The organism is Providencia sp. wls1922 (genome assembly GCF_009706505.1).
Taxonomy (GTDB): Bacteria; Pseudomonadota; Gammaproteobacteria; order Enterobacterales; family Enterobacteriaceae; genus Providencia; species Providencia lanzhouensis.
This window is the reverse complement of record NZ_WLUG01000109.1, coordinates 1-19154: the sequence shown is the minus strand read 5'-3', so window position 1 is coordinate 19154 and position 19154 is coordinate 1. Positions and strand designations below refer to the sequence as shown.

Sequence of the window (19154 nt, the reverse complement as noted above, 5' to 3'; positions counted from 1 at the left end):
CAATATCTCTCTGGACGCAAGCCTGAGGTTTTTCTCGTGCCCGATATGAAGCTTTTTGCTGGTAACGCTACACCGGAACTAGCACAACGTGTTGCTAACCGCCTTTACACTAATCTTGGAGACGCGGCTGTTGGTCGTTTTAGCGACGGCGAAGTCAGTGTTCAAATTAATGAAAATGTTCGCGGTGGTGATATTTTTATCATCCAGTCAACTTGCGCACCAACCAATGACAACCTGATGGAACTCGTTGTTATGGTCGATGCCCTGCGCCGTGCATCTGCTGGTCGTATTACCGCTGTTATCCCTTACTTCGGTTATGCAAGACAGGATCGTCGCGTACGTTCTGCCCGTGTACCAATCACCGCTAAAGTTGTTGCCGATTTTCTGTCAAGTGTGGGTGTTGACCGTGTTCTTACTGTTGACTTACACGCAGAGCAGATCCAGGGCTTCTTTGATGTTCCTGTAGATAACGTATTTGGTAGCCCAATCCTTCTGGAAGATATGCTGCAGAAAGATTTAGAAAACCCAATCGTTGTTTCTCCAGACATCGGCGGCGTCGTTCGTGCTAGAGCAATCGCGAAATTACTGAACGATACTGATATGGCAATCATTGACAAACGTCGCCCACGCGCAAACGTTTCTCAAGTGATGCATATCATCGGTGACGTTTCTGGTCGTGACTGTATCTTAGTTGACGATATGATTGATACTGGTGGCACACTGTGTAAAGCAGCTGAAGCGCTGAAAGAACGTGGTGCTAAGCGTGTATTCGCTTATGCAACTCACCCAATCTTCTCAGGTAATGCTGTAGACAACATCAAAAACTCTGTAATTGATGAAGTCATTGTTTGTGACACAATTCCTCTTTCTCCTGAAATCAAGGCGCTGAACAAAGTTCGCACCCTGACCCTTTCAGGCATGCTGGCCGAAGCTATTCGCCGTATCAGCAATGAAGAGTCAATTTCTGCGATGTTCGAGCACTAATTCTAAAGCGGGGTCTTAATGACCCCGTTTTAACATGCTGGTTTCAGTAGTTTTTCATTAAATTATTGAGGCGAGAAATGTGCTTTATCGCACCACATTCATTGTGGTCACGATACAAAAATTTATAAGTAGCGCCCCTACTGTTGTTCATCAACCGTAGGGGCTTTATTTTTTTGAACGGTTTCATTTATCGTGGCTTTAGACAAAAAATAAGAGTGAAATCATTGATATCGAATTTCACTCTTATTTAGATTTTACCTATTTTTCAATGACACATTTTTGTTCATTGAGGATATCCATTGATGAGCTTCAGCCCAACTCACTATGGGTAACGGTGGTTATCGTTACGGGAATGAAATTGGCGTTTCAGCAAACAGTAACGGTCTTCCACTTTCTCTTTACCGCCCATTCTTGCGCCCACTAACCAAACCAATGCACCGATAAAGATCCCGAACAGTGAGCCATTGATGATGTCATCGGACAACCCTAAATCAACAATATGAGAAAACAGGTTTAAACCGATGCTTCCCCCCATCACCACCATACCCAAACCCATCAAGCCATTACCAATGAGAGTAACCATTTTCCGTTTCATATCTACCTCCAATATCAGTAAACTGATACGCAAGCATTAAAGAAAAGTTCGATAAAACTTTATATTTATGTAAAGAGTATAGCTCTTTAAGTAAAATTATTTGCGATAAGCTTCACATGTATAGAAGAGTTTAAGGATATCTACTCAAAAAGTGCTTTTAATCAATTTAACAACTGATGATGGTATTGACGAATAATTCACAAACTAATTATCACTAGCACAACCTTATCAATGACAATTTTGTACATCCACCCCGACACGAGGTAAACTAGTCGCCAATTTCTATACATTGACAGTGAAAAAGTCCCCGTGAGTAAAATAAAATTAATTGTTGGATTAGCCAATCCGGGCGCTGAATATGCGCAAACCCGCCATAACGCTGGTGCGTGGTATGTTGATTTACTGGCACAACGCCATAACCAATCGTTAAAGGAAGAGCCTAAATTTTTTGGTTATACGGCTCGCATCAATCTTAATGGCAATGATATTCGCTTGCTGGTTCCAACCACCTTTATGAACTTGAGCGGTAAATCCGTCGCAGCAGTGGCCAATTTTTATCGCATTAATCCAGATGAAATTTTAGTCGCCCATGATGAACTCGATTTACCACCGGGCGTTGCCAAAATGAAACTCGGTGGCAGTAACGGCGGACATAACGGCTTAAAAGATATTCAAAGTAAATTTGCCAATAACCCGAACTTTTACCGCTTACGCATTGGTATTGGGCATCCAGGCGATAAAAACAAAGTTGTTGGGTTCGTTTTAGGCAAGCCTCCGCTGTCAGAACAGAAGCTTATTGATGATGCAATTGATGAATCTGTGCGCTGCACGGACATCCTGTTATCCGACGGAATGGACAAAGCTATCAATCGCTTACATGGTTTTAAAGCCACAGCCTAAGAGTTGATTTCATCAAACACGAGTTTTTGTGTATAATCAGCGCCAATTTTCTAAACATTAGGGGCAGCACTCGCCTGCCCCCGCTATTAAGGTGAGAAACATATGGGTTTTAAATGCGGTATCGTTGGTCTGCCTAACGTGGGTAAATCCACTCTGTTTAATGCATTGACCAAAGCCGGCATCGAAGCAGCCAACTTCCCTTTCTGTACAATTGAACCAAACACGGGTGTTGTGCCAATGCCAGACCCACGTCTTGATCAATTAGCTGAAATTGTGAAGCCTCAGCGCATCCTGCCAACCACGATGGAATTCGTTGATATCGCGGGTCTGGTAAAAGGCGCATCGAAAGGTGAAGGTCTTGGTAACCAATTCCTGACTAACATCCGTGAAACGGAAGCGATTGGTCACGTCGTTCGTTGTTTCGAAAATGACAATATCATCCACGTTGCTGGCCAAGTTGACCCAGCAGCCGATATCGAAGTGATCAACACTGAATTAGCGCTGTCTGACTTAGATACTTGTGAGCGTGCTATTCACCGCGTACAAAAACGCGCAAAAGGCGGCGATAAAGACGCAAAAGCGGAATTAGAAGCTCTAGAAAAATGCCTGCCACACTTAGAACAAGCTGGCATGCTGCGTTCATTAGATTTAACCGCTGAAGATAAAGCCGCAATCCGTTATTTAAGCTTCTTGACCCTGAAGCCAACCATGTACATTGCTAACGTCAATGAAGATGGTTTTGAAAATAACCCATACTTAGACAAAGTCTACGAAATCGCTAAAGCCGAAGGTTCTGTAGTTGTGCCTGTTTGCGCCGCTATCGAATCTGATATCGCCGAGCTAGACGATGAAGAGCGCGATGAGTTTATGGCTGATTTAGGCATTGAAGAGCCAGGTCTTAACCGTGTGATTCGTGCAGGTTACGAATTATTAAACCTGCAAACTTACTTCACCGCTGGCGTGAAAGAAGTGCGTGCATGGACTATCCCTGTTGGTGCCACAGCTCCACAAGCGGCGGGTAAAATCCATACTGACTTCGAAAAAGGCTTTATCCGCGCACAAACTATCGCATTCGAAGATTTCATCAAATTCCGTGGTGAACAAGGTGCGAAAGAAGCCGGTAAAATGCGTGCAGAAGGTAAAGATTACATCGTTAAAGATGGCGATGTGTTGAACTTCTTGTTTAATGTGTAAGCCAATACTTTCATCGTAAAAAGTATTATCTAAGATAAACAGCATAAGATCGTTATGCTGTTTATCTAATCTACATTTCAGCCCACATCAATTATCTCCCCCTATCTTTCAATTCACCACATCATTTTTTATATTCACATTTGTTTCCGGCGCTGATGGTGCAAATAAAGCAATCAATGCCCCAATCAACAAAATAAACATAAATACAACTGAAAAGGTCGATGAGTTAAACATACTTAATGGTGCTAAAAACAATGATGCTGATGTAAAAACAAGCGAAATTATAAATGGATATTTAATACCCATATCCCTAACTCGTTGTGTAAGAAGCAGCGTAAATATATAGATTTGGATAATCGCAAACAGAACTTCCATCAACCCAAACTGGCTAAAAGAGAATTGATGATAAAAATTACTTTGAAAAACTAAACTTGCATCCTCTGGATGAGCGCTCAAATACCATTGATAGACTAATGCCTGAATGATGCCTAAAACTACCGACCAAAGGATCTCTGCGCCTAAGAAAGAGAGCCTAGCTCTCCTTTTGAACTTCCATTGATGAATGAGTTTAGAACGCATTATGAATCCTTCCATGTTTTAAAATAGCCATACATTTCCCACTATTTATTTTCCCGATTCGAAATGGGCAAAACTAGCTTAACCCCGCCCATTCTTATGTGCCACTATGTCGGCCATAATCGCTAACGCAATCTCTGGTGGGGTTTTACTGCCAATGGGAATACCGATAGGCGCATGAATCTGCTCTAACATCTCAAGCGTTAATCCCCCTGAATTTAACAAACGCTCTCGGCGCTTAGCGCTCGTTCGGGTCGAGCCCATTGCACCAATATAAAATGCAGATGTATTCACTGCTTCCATTAATGTTAAATCATCAATGCGAGGGTCATGAGTCAAAGACACAATAGCGGTATTAGATGCGCTTGGATTCTCTTCTAAAAAGCGGGCAGGGAATATTTTTTTAATCTCAACTTGTTCTGCAATTTGCCCAGCAAAGCGTAACAATTCGTCATCACGATGCTCACAAATAATCACTTCAAACCCTAATGTGACCGCAAAATTAGCGCAGTAAACACCGACATTAGAAATACCTGCAACGATTAGCTTGGGTGGCGCCATGATATAAAATTGGATCTCATCGCCATTGCGCTCAATATGCGTGGGATGTTGTGAGTTTGGTACCGTCGAAATTTCACTTCGCAGGGGGAGTGTCAGTTTTTTGATGATGGCGGTATAACCGAGTAGTGCTGTTTGAATTTGTGAAAGGTATTGATGAGAATGCGGGTTACAGGGTAAATATTCGATAAGAACATCTAAACTCCCTTCACAAGGTAAATTGACTTTGGCTTCCACCCCGCCCTGACCATAGCGAACAACTTGGCTATCTTTTAAATAATGACCTTGCTGAATTCGTTGCAGAAAATCCTCTTCAATACAGCCTCCAGAGAGAGAACCTACATACATCCCATCTCCTTTAGCGACCAATAAAGAGCCGGGGCTTCGCGGCGATGAACCATAAGTATTCAGCACAGTGCATAACCAGACTGGTTCATCCATTGCCCACTTTATTGCTTGAGAAATCACGGACACATCTTCACGTAGCATATTCAGTCCCTATTGATTTTTATTCTTAGTTTTTATTTGGAAGATAATCAATATCTTTAATGACATTCTCATCATTTATCTGCATTTCGTAAACCAATTGATGACGTAATATTGATTTTGCGCCATTATCTCCCGATAAATTAAGCAAATTTTGTCGATACTTTTCTGATATTCCGACAGGGTGCCCCGGTATGTTTTTATATACAGGTCGCACTAATGAATAATTTTTTAATTCGTTCGCAACTCGAATAAATATTTCGTGAGAAATATAGGGCATATCACCCAACTGAATTAACCAGCCACTCCAATTAGAGGTATTTTTTACGCCTAACGCAATCGATTCCCCTAGTCCATGGCTATTTAATACGGAAAATGGAATATTAAAATGTAAACAATTGTTAATGACACCCAAATTATCAGCGCGAGTGACTACATGAATAGGCAATTCACTATTCATTGAATTTACAAGCGTTTTTTCGAACACAGTTTGTTGGTCAATTCGATAATTTAATTTACTTCCTTCACCACCAGCACGTTGAAAACGCTCACTTTTTCCTGCCGCTAATATTAATATACCTATATTCATGGTTTACATTATACATAATTAATTTTATTGTTTATATTATAAATAATAATATGCAGATTATGCTAATCGTCATCATTTTTATTATCCATCCAATTCTACTCATATTTCGATATAGAACCATTGGATATATAAATATTTATATCACGAAACTAGCAATGAAATAAAAAATAATAATTGAAGCAATGAAAATAAGTGTAAGGGTATATTATGAGCAATAACCATGTCGGACTATCCCGCAGACACTTTATCAAATGTGCTGTTGTTGCGGGGATCTCTTGTTATATCGCCCCTTTGTATAGCCGAGCTTTTGATGTGCTATTCGAGGAAAAAATTCTTCAGGCTCCCGACTGGAACCCTGTCGATAAAAAAATCAAATTCCGAATTGATGGCTATGCCAAAGTGCAAGGTGAAAAAGTCTTTGCAAGAGATATTCGAGCCCGCGATATCCCTCACTGGCCCAAACAACAAGGACACGCCTTTCTTCTACGCGTCACCCAAGCCGATAAAATCTACGAAGGTTTTAATCTCGAACGACTTAATGATGGCTTAATGCCTGACCGTATTGTTACCGCCAGTGATTTAGAAAAAGATGGCGTCGCCTTCCCTGAGTTCTATGGTGAAGATTTACTATTACCGACAGGAAAAACCCCTGCTTACTTAGGGCAAGCCGTCGCGTTACTAATTTATCATGATTTTGCCAAATTTAACTTCGCTAAAGAGACACTCAAATTCCACGATGATGTCATCCAATATGGTGCTTATACGGGACCATTACAGCGAGATCCTTGGGGAACTTATCGTGGGGTTCGTATCGGCGGAGAAACACCATTCTCACCTGATACATACTCCAGCATGAAAGATATGCCTATTTCCCCGATTGGTATGAAAAAGCATCTCCCAATCTGGCCTGAAGGTCGTGAAGGTGGAAAGCTTGATCAAGAAGGCATGTATTATGCGGATGAACTTGCAAAACAGTTAGAAAATCCGCCGGAAGATTGGCTGGTTATCAAGCGTAAATACTTTTCGCAATCTATTGATACCTCAGCGCTCGAACCCGATAATGCCAATGGCTGGTATGATGCCAAAACACAATCTTTCCATTTAGTGATCCCAACACAGTCCCCGCAAGAAGTTGCCGCATCACTGCCTGAAATGCTCGCAAAATCTAAATTCCCAATTAAGCAAATATTCTTACACCCTTGCTTTACGGTGGGTTATGGCTCGAAAGATCACACCCCATTCCCTTATTATGGTGCGATGGCAACTCTGTATGGTGATGGCGTTCCGATCCGCCTAGCCAACGACCGTTATGAACAGTTCCAATCCACCATCAAACGCCATGCGTTTGACATGGATTACACCCTCGCCGTCAATAAGAAAACCCATAAAATTGAAGCACTTTCCGCCTCATTTATTGGGGATGGCGGCGGTCGATGTAACTTTACGCCTTCCGTTGTGATGGTTGCAGCCACTGGCGCCCAAGCCATCTACTATATTCCTCGCAGTGATTTATCGGCTGTGGGTATCGCTTCTCGCGCGGTCGATGCGGGATCTGCTCGTGGTTATGGTACGTTACAGGCCATGGCTGCCACTGACATGATCATGGAAGAAGCCGCAAAATTACTCAAAGCCGATCCTATTGAGTTTCGCCTGAAAAACATCATCAAATCAGGAATGAAAAATACCCAAGGGGCTATCCCAGGCGGCGCAATTCGTGCGGATGAAGTGCTGAGCCGTTGCGCTGAGCACCCAATGTGGAAAGAAAGAGCAAAACGTAAAGCCGAGTTTGAAGCTAAAAATGCAGGCAAATTATTTGGTACCGGCATTTCTTGCGTTCAAAAAGACTTCGGTACAGGTGCTGAATCCTCCTTTGCGCGCGTTGAACTCACACCTGAAGGGAAAATAGCTATTTATCATAGTGGTGCGGAGATTGGTACGGGGATGTCCACATCCCAAGCCGTAGTCTGTGCCAAGTGGTTAGGCAAACCTGCGGAAGAAGCCCATTTTTCGGTTGTGGATTGGTCAGTTCTGCCGATGATTTCGACAGGAAACCCATTTGCCATGGCGCAAGATGAACAAGAACGCCTCGCCACTAACCCGCTTTGGACACCGAATTACTGCTCCCCAGCTAGCGCCAGTAACTCCGCTTATTATTTCACCCACAGTACTGAAGAAGCCGCTCGATTAGTCTTTGAATATGGTCTGTGGCCAGCGGCAATGTCAATTTGGCAAGAGGGTATTGGTGGTGGGCAAGCAGCGCCGCTCGTGGTTCGTCGTGAGGATGCCCGTTGGGTTGCCAATGGTCTCACCGCTGATGGGCTAGAAGTGCTCAGCTTACAACGCTTAATCGACCGTACATTTGAGATGGGTGGTTTAACTGGCGCAGTTTGCCATGTCTTTAACCGCTGGGAATGGGCTGAAGCTGATTTCAAAATTAATGATGAAACCCGCCGCCTTCCTGTTGATGGTCTTTCCCTACGATTTGCAGACAAAGATTATCAAGTATGGCATCGCGAAAAAGCGTATTACCCTGATACTCAACGAAACAATGCTGGCGTTACCTATTACAGCGCCGTCGCTACCTTATCTGAACTTGCCATTGATAAGGCCACCGGTCATGTCGAATTACTCGACCACCATACCGTCGTTGAATGCGGAAACTTAATTGTTCCTCAATTGGTTTCAGGGCAAATCCAAGGTGGATTAGCGATGGGTATTGGTCATGCGCTCCATGAATATTTACCTCTCTACGAAGATGGACCCGGAAATGGAACATGGAACTTTAACCGTTATCATTTACCCCTCGCAAATGATGTTGCAGTTTGGAAACAAACTAGCGAAATCCTGCCAGGGTTATCCGATACCGATCCACCAAAAGGGGTCGCTGAAGTTGTTATGATCCCTGTCGTTTCTTCCATCGTCAATGCGATTGCTGATGCAACAGGGCACCATTTCTTGAGTCTGCCTGTTCGCCCTAACGATATTCTAGAGGTATTATCATGAGCCTAAATTTTCTGCCACTTACCATCAACATTAACGGTCAACAATATGGACCGATGGATGTACCTGAAGGTCTCATGATGATTGATTTTCTTCATGAGTATGTTGACCTTACGGGTTCACGACTTGGCTGTGGTCAAGGTATTTGCCACGCATGTGTGGTGATTTTGGATAATCCATCAGGCACAAGTGAAGAAGTTCGCACCTGCATTACAGGCGCACACTTTTTCAACAACAAAAGCATTCGTACCATTGAAGGGGCTGCCACCAAAGAAGAAAATGGTGACGTTAAATTATCTCCTGTACAAGAAGCATTTATCGACCATTTTAGTTTCCAATGTGGTTACTGCACCCCAGGTTTTGTCAATGCGGCAACGATTTTCGTTGAGGAATTGCAACGCAACCCGATTGCCGAAGAAGAGCTAGAAGAAGCCATCAAAACAGCTTTAAATAATCACATTTGCCGCTGTACGGGTTATGTTCGTTACTATGAAGCAGTACGAGATGTGGTGATGAGTACTCCGGGACTAATCAAGGAGACGATAAAATGATCAAACGTATTATTTTATGGTTGATAGCGATAGCTATTGTCGTCTGGGCGATTCTGTATTGGTATGAGAGTCGCAAACCTGACGGTCCAGTGCAAAAAGTCACCGCGAGCGCCGAGGAGATTGAGCGTGGTCGTTACTTAACACTTGCCGGTGACTGTGCGGCATGCCATACCAGCACAAATGGCGCACCTCTAGCGGGTGGTTTTCCTCTCGATACCCCCTTTGGTACTATTTATAGCAGTAACTTAACACCTTCTGCTGATTATGGGATTGGCCGCTGGACAAAAGAAGAGTTCCATAAAGCATTAACTGAAGGTGTTTCGCCACCAAGCAAAAACCTCTACCCTGCGATGCCATATACCTCCTATAAAGGAATAACTCGCAGTGATTCTGATGCTATCTACAGTTATTTAATGAGCCGCCCAGCGGTAGATGTCGCACCACCAGAAAATTCGCTGCCTTTCCCGTTAAACCAGCGTATGGCGATGATTGGCTGGAACCTATTATTTTTCAATGACAAACCATTGCCAAATAGCTCCCAAGGCAGTTCTCCTGAATGGGAGCGAGGAAAATATTTAGTCAATGTACTTGAACACTGCTCTGAATGTCATACACCAAGAGGAGCGCTCGGCGAAATGGAGTTAGATAAGTATATGAAAGGTGGTGCATTGGGTCGTTTCACTGCCCCTGACATTACCCCTGACGCCCTCGCCGCCCGTGGTTGGACAAAAGAAGATCTCCAACAGTTCTTCATGACAGGATTAGCGCCGCAAGGTTCAGCCTACAGCGATATGCATCCGGTTATTTACCTCAGCACGCAGCATTTGACCCCGGAAGATAACAAGGCCATTGCGACCTACCTAATGGGTGATAACCCACCAGCCACATTACCGCTCAAGATGGGTGATGGCAACGCAATAGGTAAACAGGTTTATCTGGAAAGTTGCTCTGGTTGCCACTCCTATGATGGAAGCGGTAAACCTAATGTGGCAGTGGCGATGAAAGGTAATTCGACCCTGCGTGATGTGGACAGTACCAATCTTATTAATGCCGTATTGGATGGTTTGCCGGAGCAAGCGTTCCCAAATAACCAAAACATGCAAAGCATGCCAGGTTTCGCCGACAAGCTTAGCGACCAGCAAATTGCCAATTTGGTCAACTTCCTGCGTGTTCAATGGGGTGGACAAGCCGGTGATGTGACCCCTGAGCAAGTTAAAGCCCTGCGTAAATAAGTTATTTTACTCTTAATAAAGGCTTACCGAGATTATTCGGTAAGCCTTATTTTATAGACCCTTTCCGTTTCTAATCTTACTATTCTCTATTATTTTCTCGACTTTAATTCAGGGTTTAAAAACCAATGAATGGTCGAATTTTTGGCTAGAAATAACGCTAACGTAATGGTGAAGAGAGTGAGCAAAATTAAAAGCGGTAAACCCGCTTCAATATGGAATGAACTTAACCCAGTTAATAGTAAGAAACAGATGATCGGATGAATTAAATACACTCCCAATGCGTTATTTGCTGTTTTCACAAATCGCTCAGTCGATAATGCAATACACATCACTACAATTGAAATTAACACGCCCATTAGAAATACAAAGATATACTCAAAGAAATGATAAGCAAGTTGGTTTCCCCCTAAAATCTTTATTAGCTCAGATTCAATATCTACTGGGGTATAAATATAAATCACAACTAAGGCGATTACTGCGGATACGACAAAAAATACATTTTGTCTGAGCCAAACTATTTTCTTGTCATCACAAAAGTATGCCATAACAAAGAATGGAAAATACTGAATAATCGCCGAAAAACCAGTAAGATCCGATAAGTGTATCTTGGAGAAAAACGCAATGATGATGGATAACAGCAAGGTGACAGTCACTCCCCCGACATTATTCTTTATAAATGAAGGCAGTAATAAAAAAACGGCTTGCCATATCGGTACCGCTAAAAAAAACCAAACACCGTTTTGAGGGAACAGCAAATATTCCTCGATACTTAATCGATTTGTAAAATAAAGCGGGATCGCATCTATCGTTTGAAACGTGAAATAGATAATTAAAGGTGGGATTAAATGGGCACGCCAACCTTGCCATAAAATTCCTTTGCTTAAATATGCAGCGATAAAAACAAACATCGGGATTAATACCCAATCAAATATTTCAATCAATATTGAATAATCGGATTTCACGGTTGGATTAACATTTAAATAAAAATTAAAGACAATTAAAGAACTCAATATTAATTTTAATGTTTGCCAATTCGGTAAATGACGATTTTTCACCTGCATAGCACGAGTTCCATCACGCATATTTCACCTTGTATTATCATTATTCGATTAGCACCCTCGTGCTTTAAAACTACTTCCCTAATTTAACAAACGTCATTGCAATAATCTAATTCTTGCCGAAAGTCTGAGAAAATTTTGCCATTTACCTGCTACATTCGTGCACTTTGTCTAATATTGACAACATACCGTGTGGAATAATCTGCTTTTTAGTCATCAATACATTTAGCTTAATTTTAAATGCTAAACTCTCTCTAGAGCATCCGAATACGATGCCGATAATATCAATATTGATAACTCTTTTTTAGTAGGGATCCCATGAAACTTCGCCGTACACTACTTGCTCTAGCATTACCTGTACTCATGTCTGCCCCAGCACTGGCTGACGCCTATACTGTCACTGTTTTTCAGTGTGTAAACAAAAATAACAAGCAAGTTCGCGTGACATACGTTGATGGTCAGTATCGATATGCTTTTGGAAAAATAGATGATATTCCCGATATTGAAATTGTTCGCTCACCACAACAACTAACTCAAAATTTATTAAAAACACAAGCCGCCGATACGGATACAGGTCACGCCCAAATTATGGAGCTAGATTTTAAAAATGGGACATATGTATATACCGTTCACTCTGACTATCTAGGAACAAAACGCGCGGGTGGGGTTGATGTTTACAATAAAGGTAAATCGATTGCTTCAATCGATTGTTTACCGAACACCATTGTCGATAATCTCAGTGAACATATTTACGATCTTCCTGAGCGCCCTTATTAATATTCTCGGAGATATTTTTACGACGATATTACTGCTTTTGTAGGGTAATCAATACAAATCAGCAAGCTGCTCAATAATATTAATGGAGATTATTGAGCAGTATAGCGTGGTAAATAGATGGGTTTCGTAAGCTTATAAAGGAAGTGCATACGTGACTTTGACGGTCTCCATAGGCACTTCTGTTTTGATACTCTGCACACTGCTTATTTGCGTCAAATAGTCAGCGTGAAAACGACGATAAGATGCCATATCTTCCGTCACAATACGGATCAGCGCATCACATTCACCCGCCATTAAATGGCACTCCACCACTTCTGGCATTTGCTGAATATCGGCTACAAATTGATTAATGGTTTGCGCATCTTGAGTTTTAAACCAAATACGTGCGAACAAGGACAAGCCCGCGCCAATCTTTGTACCATCCAACACCGCAACATAACGTTTGATTACGCCAGCATCTTCCAGCAACTTAACGCGTCTTAAGCAAGGTGACGGGGATAAACCAACTTCTTTTGCCAGTTCAACATTTTGGATTTTTCCATCTCGTTGTAGCACCTGCAAAATATGTTTATCAATCGCATCTAATTTGATGGCGGATGAGCTGCTATGTTCCAGCTCATGCTTTTCTGCATAATGCGAGCCAGTATTCTTTGGCATTCGAACCTCTTTTGATTTTATTTTTTGATATTAAATGTCAAATAAGCATCCATGACAAGCAACAAAACAACCAAATTTCAACGGGAAATAGCTATAATAACCAAACTTTGTTCTCTTCATAAGAAAATAATAATAAATTAGAGGTGTTTGGATGGATCTACAAACGTTATTGCTGTTTAGTGCAACTGTCATTCCTTTGATTTGCACACCAGGTCCCGATATTTTATTTATCTCATCACAAGGGTTATCAGGCGGAATCTCTGCTGCATGGAAAGCCAATTTGGGTATTATTCTCGGCTATGTGACCCATGCCATTTTAGCCGCTCTTGGGCTTGCGGCTATTGTTGCAACTTCACCAATTATCTTCCAAACCATCAAATGGGTAGGAGTTGCCTATGTTGCTTACTTAGCTGTCCGTATGCTGTTATCGGCCATGAAATCGAGAAAGATTCGGATTAATGCCGTTTCCACGCAAGCTGTGATTGGCAAAGCGTTCCTCACTAGCTTCCTTAACCCTAAGGGGTTACTAGTTTATTTCGCAATTTTACCTAATTTTATCCATGTTTCCGAAAGTGTTGCAATACAATCTTTAATCTTATCAGCGACTTTCATCACATCATGCATCATTATTTACGGTGCCATCGGCATGATATTCGCATCAATGCATAATCGCCAACAATATAACGATAAAAAACGTCGCATTACCGAAGGTGTTGCTGGTGGAATGTTAACCTTTGCAGCTATCGGACTTGCAAGCAGCTAAGCAACTCTTAAGGGTAAGCGCGACCTCCACGCTCACCCTATTTTCCCTATTTTAGCCCCGTTAATCGATAGCATAAACGCCCTAAAACTTGCATCGCCTGTTCAAGCCTGTCATTCCATGCAAATGATGCATTTAAGCGAAATGCATGATTGAATTGGTCGCTGGTTGAGAACATGCTCCCCGGTGCTATGCTAATCCCTTCCTTTAATGCTAATTGATACAGCTGGATGGCGTTAAATGGTGGTTCAAATTCCAACCATAAAAAATAACCCCCTTTTGGGGTATTCACTTTAACCGTGGACGGCATATATTTAGCGATTGCGCTCAGCATTAAATGTTGCCGCTGTTCCATCGTTTGGCGAAGCTTACGCAGATGACTATCATACCCCCCTTGAGATAAGTATTCCGCGATCGCCAGTTGGGTTGGCACACTGGCCGAAACGGTGCTCATCATCTGCAAATGCTGAATTTTGCTCGCGTGATGACCTGCTGCTACCCACCCGACACGGTATCCCGGCGCTAAACATTTCGAAAATGATGAACAGTGGAAAAAGTTTCCTTGTGAATCAAGTGATTTTGCAGGAATAGGTTGCTGGGTACCAAAATAAAGCTCGCCATACACATCATCTTCGATCAACACAATTTTATGACTGTTCAAAATATTCACTAACCGCTTTTTATTAGCTGGAGGCATCGTGCCGCCTAACGGGTTTTGGTAGTGTGTCATCAACCAACAAGCTTTGATCGGGTATTTATCCGCAATGTCCTCTAACGCATCAAGATCAATTCCAAATAGTGGGTCAGTTTTGATGGCTATCGCTTTAAGTTTTAAGCGTTCTATCGCCTGCAAGGAACCATAAAATGCAGGGGATTCAATCACTACCCAATCACCCGGTTGAGTAACCGCTTGTAAGCTCAACACCAATGATTCCATCGCGCCTGCCGTGATCACAATTTCATCAGGGGCGACGTGGATCCCTTGCGTTGCATAGCGCTGGGCAATATTGCGACGTAGCTGTTCATTCCCCGGAGGTAAGTTGGTGGTGGTATTGGTTTTCGATAAACGACGCGCCACCGAAGCGAGAGACTTGGCTAGTTTTGGATCATCCAGTAAAGCGGGCTCTGGGAAAGCAGAGCCAAATGGGATAATATCTGGGTCTTTGCATGCTTGCAGTACACCGAAAATAGAGGCGTTAATCTCCACATTTTCATTTAGATGGAGCCCTTTTCCCCCTTTTGCGGCGGCAAATGCATTATTGCGATTTGCAACATAATAGCCAGATTGCGGGCGCGCAGCGACCCACCCCTGACTTTCCAGTAATTGATAAGCTTGTACCACCGTCATTAAGCTTAAACCCGATTGCTTAACGCTCTCTCTCAGTGAAGGTAGCCTGTCACCTACTTGCCAAATATTATCTTCAATCTGTTGACGAATTTGTGCTGCTAGCTGTTCGTATCTCGTCATTCCCGCCTCACTGTTATAGGTGATTTGCTAAAAATTGTTACTATTATAGTTTATCGTCTCATGTTCTACTTATCCACACATTCACCTGACTTTTTTTAACTATAACCACAAAACATTTTTAGTTGGATTTATGAGTGTTAACAATCCAGCGAAATCAATTATTTATTGCTAAGGAACAGCCCAAAATTGCTTCGCAATGGCTGGAAATGTGGCGTGTCGAAATCAATTCCATTCAGGGGTCAATATGTTTGGACTAACTGCGCTGGAGCTTGCCCGTATTCAATTCGCGTTTACGGTATCGTTCCATATTATCTTCCCTGCCATCACCATCGGACTTGCCAGTTTTTTGGCGGTACTCGAAGGTTTATGGCTCAAAACCCGCGATACTGACTATATAAAGCTGTTCCATTTTTGGTCAAAAGTGTTTGCTGTCAATTTCGGTATGGGGGTCGTTTCTGGATTGGTGATGGCATACCAATTTGGAACTAACTGGAGTTTCTTCTCGGATTTTGCAGGTGGCATCACCGGCCCACTCTTAACCTATGAAGTGCTCACCGCCTTCTTCTTAGAAGCTGGCTTCCTCGGTGTCATGCTATTTGGTATGAATCGCGTGGGCGAAAAGCTTCACTACTTTGCGACGTGCATGGTTGCACTCGGTACCATCATTTCAACCTTCTGGATCCTTGCATCCAATAGCTTTATGCAAACGCCTCAAGGTTTTGAAATTATCGATGGGCGAATTGTCCCTGTCGATTGGTTAGCGGTGATCTTTAACCCATCATTCCCATACCGCTTACTCCATATGACCACTGCGGCATTCTTGGCAGCGGCATTTTTTATTGGTGCATCCGGCGCATGGCATTTACTCAAAGGCAATAAATCCTCCGCCATGAAGAAAATGTTCTCCATGTCCTTGTGGTTGATCCTGATTTTAGCGCCAGTCCAAGCTTTTATCGGCGATGCTCACGGGTTAAATACCCTAAAACATCAGCCTGTTAAAGTCGCAGCAATGGAAGGTCACTGGGAAAATAAACCCGGCGAAGCCACCCCGCTGATCCTCTTCGGTATTCCAAATATGGAAAAAGAAAAAACCGAATATGCCATTGAAATTCCCTACATGGCGAGCCTGATTTTGACACACAGCACCACCAAACAGGTTCCAGCACTAAAAGAGTTTCCACCTGAAGATAGACCAAATGTGTTTATGGTGTTCTGGTCATTCCGCGTGATGGTGGGCTTAGGCATGTTAATGATTGCTGCTGGTGTTTGGGGATTATGGCTGCGTTCGCGTAAAAAACTGTATGAATCCAAACTGTTCCTGCGTTTTATGTTCGTCATGGCGCCATCAGGTTTAATCGCCATCTTAGCCGGTTGGTTTACCACCGAAATCGGTCGTCAGCCTTGGGTTGTCTACGGGTTACAACGTACCGCAGATGCCGTGAGCGCCCATGGTGAAATGCACATGAGCGTGAGCTTGCTAGCCTTCTTTGTGGTGTACGGCGGCGTATTTGGGATTGGCTACATGTACATGATGAAATTAATTCGTAAAGGTATCTCCGAGGAGGCAACTCATGGGCATTGATTTACCACTAATTTGGTTTGTCATCATCGTCTTCAGTATGTTGATGTATATCGTGATGGACGGTTTTGACTTAGGTATTGGTATTTTGTACCCAGCCTTAAAAGAGAGCCAAGACCGAGATTTGATGATGAACAGTGTGGCACCTGTTTGGGATGGTAATGAAACGTGGTTAGTGCTTGGTGGTGCGGCGCTATTTGGAGCATTCCCATTAGCCTATGCCATTGTTTTAGATGCGCTATCTATTCCACTAACCTTTATGTTACTGGCATTGATTTTTCGCGGGGTCGCCTTCGAGTTTCGCTTCCGCGCCGATGAATCTCATCGCCGCCGCTGGGATCACGCCTTTATTTGGGGCTCAATTCTTACTACATTCTCCCAAGGGATTGTGATTGGCGCGTTTATTCAAGGCTTCCACGTTGAAAACCGCGTGTATATGGGCGGCTATTTTGACTGGTTCGCACCTTTCCCGCTGTTCTGTGGATTCGGTTTAGTCATCGCTTATGCTTTACTGGCATGTGGCTGGTTGATCATGAAAACGGAAGGACATCTGCGCAAAACCATGTATCGCGTGTTAACCCCATTAACACTGGTCATGTTAGCAGTGATTGGCGTTATCAGTTTATGGACGCCAATGTTAAATGACGCCGTTTATGAACGCTGGTTTAGCTTGCCAAACTTGTTTTTCTTTTTACCCGTTCCTCTATTAGTGCTCGGTTGTGTATGGTTGATTTTAAAAAGTGCCAAACGCCAACGTTACGATAGCGTGCCATTTCTTGCTGCATTAATGCTGATTTTCTTAGGATTTACAGGATTAGGCATCAGCGTTTGGCCAAGTTTAATTCCGCCAGCAATTACATTCCGCGATGCGGCAGGTCCTTCAGAAAGCTTAGGCTTTATGCTAGTTGGCGCCCTGTTCATCATCCCTGTTATTTTGGTTTACACCTATTGGAGTTACTATGTCTTCAGAGGAAAAATTACCCCAGACCAAGGCTATCACTGATACAACTCTTCGCTCACCTTGGTGGAAGAAGCTCGGCTGGATGGCGGCAATTTGGTTAGGAAGCGTATTGGCACTATTCGCCTTTTCTTCCTTATTTAGATTGTTGATGACTGCCGCCGGCATGAAAGTGAAGTAAACTCGTTGCCGCAGCATTAAAATGCTGCGGCATATTTATAATTAGACGCTCAATAATCCTGCATCTTTTGAATAGTTTTCCTATAAACATTCATGATATGATAATGATAATAATTAACATATAATAATATTATCATTAAGAAAGGAGACGGTTAGTGGCTAGTGAACAGACTGTTGAAAAAAATATCTACCGCCCAGCGCCCCCACAGCTCATTCAAGTTAAATCCATTGTCGATATCAGCCCTTCTATTCGCAGCATCACATTTACGGGTGAAAAGTTAGCCAATTATCCAACGAAGTGTGAAGGTGGTCATCTCAAAATTTTTATTGCTCCGGACCATCAAAGCCAACCCGCGCTTCCTTTTCTCACTGAAAAAGGACGTAGCTGGCCAGAAGATAAGCCGCGCCCTTTTGTGCGCACTTACACCGTTCGCGCTATTCGCCCTGAGCTCAACGAAATCGATATTGAATTTGCCATGCACGAAGGGGTGACGGGGCCGGCTTATCTGTTTGCTCGTGATGCAAAACCGGGTTATTGGCTGGGGATCACCAACCCTGGAGGGCCAGATCCACTACTGCCTATCCGCGCACATTACTTTATGGCGGGTGATTCAAGCTCTTTACCCGCAATAGCAGCGCTACTGGAAAAAATGCCTGACACAGCAACGGGACGCGTCGTTTTACGCCTTGACCATCAAACGGATATTCGCGAGTTAACCAAACCGGCTGGTATCGAAATTGATTGGATTTGTGGAGATATTAGCCAGACTACCAATCTGATTAATACCTTTAAATCGTGGGATATCCCAGAATCCGATGTGGGCTTCTGGATTGCTGGTGAAGACCAAATTATCCGTGAATTACGCCGCTTTATTCGACGTGAAAAAGGTTTTGGTCGCGATGATATCTACGCGATTCCTTACTGGCGATATGGCTATGATGAGGAGGGTTATCATCATGAACGTCATGCCGTCATGGATAACCCCGACGACTAATTAAAAAAACTGCCCCTAATCTGGGGCAGTTTCATACATTAATTAGCCTGTGTAGTG

At 43.0% G+C, this 19154-nt stretch carries 19 protein-coding genes; 12 read left to right on the top strand and 7 right to left on the bottom strand.

The window, feature by feature from the left end:
- The first annotated feature begins 36 nt into the window (after nt 1-36).
- A complete protein-coding gene (gene prs, locus GKR71_RS16050; RefSeq protein WP_006661866.1) occupies nt 37-984 on the top strand; it encodes a ribose-phosphate diphosphokinase in 948 nt (315 codons plus the stop codon).
- 322 nt (nt 985-1306) lie between these two features.
- On the opposite strand, the gene GKR71_RS16045 is transcribed toward prs, so the two are convergent.
- Complete coding sequence (locus GKR71_RS16045; RefSeq protein ID WP_036954662.1) at nt 1307-1579, bottom strand: DUF2583 family protein; 273 nt, start codon at nt 1577-1579, stop codon at nt 1307-1309.
- A gap of 309 nt (nt 1580-1888) precedes the next feature.
- On the opposite strand from GKR71_RS16045, the gene pth reads away from it, so the two are divergent.
- Together pth and ychF are read left to right on the top strand one after the other, a co-directional pair.
- On the top strand, nt 1889-2479 hold the full coding sequence (pth, locus tag GKR71_RS16040) for an aminoacyl-tRNA hydrolase (RefSeq protein WP_036954667.1): 591 nt from the start codon (nt 1889-1891) through the stop codon (nt 2477-2479).
- 102 nt (nt 2480-2581) lie between these two features.
- The gene (gene ychF / locus GKR71_RS16035) at nt 2582-3673 is read left to right on the top strand and encodes a redox-regulated ATPase YchF (RefSeq protein WP_036954672.1); all 1092 of its coding nucleotides are present in this window, start codon (nt 2582-2584) and stop codon (nt 3671-3673) included.
- 108 nt (nt 3674-3781) lie between these two features.
- On the opposite strand, the gene GKR71_RS20425 is transcribed toward ychF, so the two are convergent.
- The 3 genes from GKR71_RS20425 to GKR71_RS16020 all read right to left on the bottom strand — a co-directional run bounded on the left by GKR71_RS20425 (nt 3782) and on the right by GKR71_RS16020 (nt 5882).
- The gene (locus GKR71_RS20425; RefSeq protein WP_036954676.1) at nt 3782-4252 is read right to left on the bottom strand and encodes a hypothetical protein; all 471 of its coding nucleotides are present in this window, start codon (nt 4250-4252) and stop codon (nt 3782-3784) included.
- A gap of 78 nt (nt 4253-4330) precedes the next feature.
- Nucleotides 4331-5296, bottom strand: a complete 966-nt coding sequence (locus tag GKR71_RS16025; protein ID WP_036954681.1) for an XdhC family protein — start codon at nt 5294-5296, stop codon at nt 4331-4333.
- A gap of 25 nt (nt 5297-5321) precedes the next feature.
- Nucleotides 5322-5882, bottom strand: a complete 561-nt coding sequence (locus tag GKR71_RS16020; protein ID WP_036954684.1) for a nucleotidyltransferase family protein — start codon at nt 5880-5882, stop codon at nt 5322-5324.
- 207 nt (nt 5883-6089) lie between these two features.
- Here GKR71_RS16020 and GKR71_RS16015 point away from each other — a divergent pair, with 207 nt between their 5' ends.
- The 3 genes from GKR71_RS16015 to GKR71_RS16005 are packed head-to-tail and all read left to right on the top strand — an operon-like array spanning nt 6090 to nt 10665.
- Nucleotides 6090-8885 carry a xanthine dehydrogenase family protein molybdopterin-binding subunit gene (locus GKR71_RS16015; RefSeq protein WP_132495022.1) on the top strand — a complete coding sequence of 932 codons (2796 nt, stop codon included), beginning with the start codon at nt 6090-6092 and terminating at the stop codon, nt 8883-8885.
- A complete protein-coding gene (locus GKR71_RS16010; protein WP_036954690.1) occupies nt 8882-9433 on the top strand; it encodes a (2Fe-2S)-binding protein in 552 nt (183 codons plus the stop codon). Before GKR71_RS16015 ends, GKR71_RS16010 begins: the two co-directional genes overlap by 4 nt.
- Complete coding sequence (locus tag GKR71_RS16005) at nt 9430-10665, top strand: c-type cytochrome (RefSeq protein WP_154599329.1); 1236 nt, start codon at nt 9430-9432, stop codon at nt 10663-10665. The genes GKR71_RS16010 and GKR71_RS16005 overlap by 4 nt, the downstream gene beginning before the upstream one ends.
- A gap of 89 nt (nt 10666-10754) precedes the next feature.
- Here the strand turns inward: GKR71_RS16005 and GKR71_RS16000 are convergent, their stop codons facing one another.
- Nucleotides 10755-11726 carry a hypothetical protein gene (locus GKR71_RS16000; RefSeq protein WP_230085104.1) on the bottom strand — a complete coding sequence of 324 codons (972 nt, stop codon included), beginning with the start codon at nt 11724-11726 and terminating at the stop codon, nt 10755-10757.
- 315 nt (nt 11727-12041) lie between these two features.
- On the opposite strand from GKR71_RS16000, the gene GKR71_RS15995 reads away from it, so the two are divergent.
- Entirely contained in the window at nt 12042-12500 is a 459-nt protein-coding gene (locus tag GKR71_RS15995; protein WP_036954698.1) for a hypothetical protein, read from the top strand.
- A gap of 132 nt (nt 12501-12632) precedes the next feature.
- On the opposite strand, the gene GKR71_RS15990 is transcribed toward GKR71_RS15995, so the two are convergent.
- The gene (locus GKR71_RS15990) at nt 12633-13157 is read right to left on the bottom strand and encodes an Lrp/AsnC family transcriptional regulator (RefSeq protein WP_051422784.1); all 525 of its coding nucleotides are present in this window, start codon (nt 13155-13157) and stop codon (nt 12633-12635) included.
- Between the two features lie 151 nt (nt 13158-13308).
- On the opposite strand from GKR71_RS15990, the gene GKR71_RS15985 reads away from it, so the two are divergent.
- Complete coding sequence (locus GKR71_RS15985; RefSeq protein ID WP_036954702.1) at nt 13309-13920, top strand: LysE family translocator; 612 nt, start codon at nt 13309-13311, stop codon at nt 13918-13920.
- Between the two features lie 46 nt (nt 13921-13966).
- On the opposite strand, the gene GKR71_RS15980 is transcribed toward GKR71_RS15985, so the two are convergent.
- Complete coding sequence (locus tag GKR71_RS15980) at nt 13967-15385, bottom strand: aminotransferase-like domain-containing protein (protein ID WP_036954705.1); 1419 nt, start codon at nt 15383-15385, stop codon at nt 13967-13969.
- Nucleotides 15386-15629: 244 nt separating this feature from the next.
- Between GKR71_RS15980 and GKR71_RS15975 the strand changes: the two genes are divergently transcribed.
- The 4 genes from GKR71_RS15975 to GKR71_RS15960 all read left to right on the top strand — a co-directional run bounded on the left by GKR71_RS15975 (nt 15630) and on the right by GKR71_RS15960 (nt 19097).
- Entirely contained in the window at nt 15630-16967 is a 1338-nt protein-coding gene (locus tag GKR71_RS15975; protein WP_036954708.1) for a cytochrome ubiquinol oxidase subunit I, read from the top strand.
- On the top strand, nt 16957-17967 hold the full coding sequence (cydB, locus tag GKR71_RS15970) for a cytochrome d ubiquinol oxidase subunit II (RefSeq protein WP_036954711.1): 1011 nt from the start codon (nt 16957-16959) through the stop codon (nt 17965-17967). The genes GKR71_RS15975 and cydB overlap by 11 nt, the downstream gene beginning before the upstream one ends.
- Complete coding sequence (locus GKR71_RS15965) at nt 17924-18103, top strand: DUF2474 domain-containing protein (protein ID WP_071992173.1); 180 nt, start codon at nt 17924-17926, stop codon at nt 18101-18103. Before cydB ends, GKR71_RS15965 begins: the two co-directional genes overlap by 44 nt.
- A 154-nt stretch (nt 18104-18257) precedes the next feature.
- Nucleotides 18258-19097, top strand: a complete 840-nt coding sequence (locus tag GKR71_RS15960) for a siderophore-interacting protein (RefSeq protein WP_108478222.1) — start codon at nt 18258-18260, stop codon at nt 19095-19097.
- Nucleotides 19098-19154 lie beyond the last annotated feature (57 nt).

What these genes read in the sequence shown, in the direction of transcription:
- GKR71_RS16045 (WP_036954662.1), bottom strand. Translation starts at nt 1,579, where the DNA reads ATGAAACGGAAAATGGTTACTCTCATTGGTAATGGCTTGATGGGTTTG.
- ychF (WP_036954672.1), top strand. Translation starts at nt 2,582, where the DNA reads ATGGGTTTTAAATGCGGTATCGTTGGTCTGCCTAACGTGGGTAAATCC.
- GKR71_RS20425 (WP_036954676.1), bottom strand. Translation starts at nt 4,252, where the DNA reads ATGCGTTCTAAACTCATTCATCAATGGAAGTTCAAAAGGAGAGCTAGG.
- GKR71_RS16025 (WP_036954681.1), bottom strand. Translation starts at nt 5,296, where the DNA reads ATGCTACGTGAAGATGTGTCCGTGATTTCTCAAGCAATAAAGTGGGCA.
- GKR71_RS16020 (WP_036954684.1), bottom strand. Translation starts at nt 5,882, where the DNA reads ATGAATATAGGTATATTAATATTAGCGGCAGGAAAAAGTGAGCGTTTT.
- GKR71_RS16015 (WP_132495022.1), top strand. Translation starts at nt 6,090, where the DNA reads ATGAGCAATAACCATGTCGGACTATCCCGCAGACACTTTATCAAATGT.
- GKR71_RS16010 (WP_036954690.1), top strand. Translation starts at nt 8,882, where the DNA reads ATGAGCCTAAATTTTCTGCCACTTACCATCAACATTAACGGTCAACAA.
- GKR71_RS16005 (WP_154599329.1), top strand. Translation starts at nt 9,430, where the DNA reads ATGATCAAACGTATTATTTTATGGTTGATAGCGATAGCTATTGTCGTC.
- GKR71_RS16000 (WP_230085104.1), bottom strand. Translation starts at nt 11,726, where the DNA reads ATGCAGGTGAAAAATCGTCATTTACCGAATTGGCAAACATTAAAATTA.
- GKR71_RS15995 (WP_036954698.1), top strand. Translation starts at nt 12,042, where the DNA reads ATGAAACTTCGCCGTACACTACTTGCTCTAGCATTACCTGTACTCATG.
- GKR71_RS15990 (WP_051422784.1), bottom strand. Translation starts at nt 13,157, where the DNA reads ATGCCAAAGAATACTGGCTCGCATTATGCAGAAAAGCATGAGCTGGAA.
- GKR71_RS15985 (WP_036954702.1), top strand. Translation starts at nt 13,309, where the DNA reads ATGGATCTACAAACGTTATTGCTGTTTAGTGCAACTGTCATTCCTTTG.
- GKR71_RS15980 (WP_036954705.1), bottom strand. Translation starts at nt 15,385, where the DNA reads ATGACGAGATACGAACAGCTAGCAGCACAAATTCGTCAACAGATTGAA.
- GKR71_RS15975 (WP_036954708.1), top strand. Translation starts at nt 15,630, where the DNA reads ATGTTTGGACTAACTGCGCTGGAGCTTGCCCGTATTCAATTCGCGTTT.
- cydB (WP_036954711.1), top strand. Translation starts at nt 16,957, where the DNA reads ATGGGCATTGATTTACCACTAATTTGGTTTGTCATCATCGTCTTCAGT.
- GKR71_RS15965 (WP_071992173.1), top strand. Translation starts at nt 17,924, where the DNA reads ATGTCTTCAGAGGAAAAATTACCCCAGACCAAGGCTATCACTGATACA.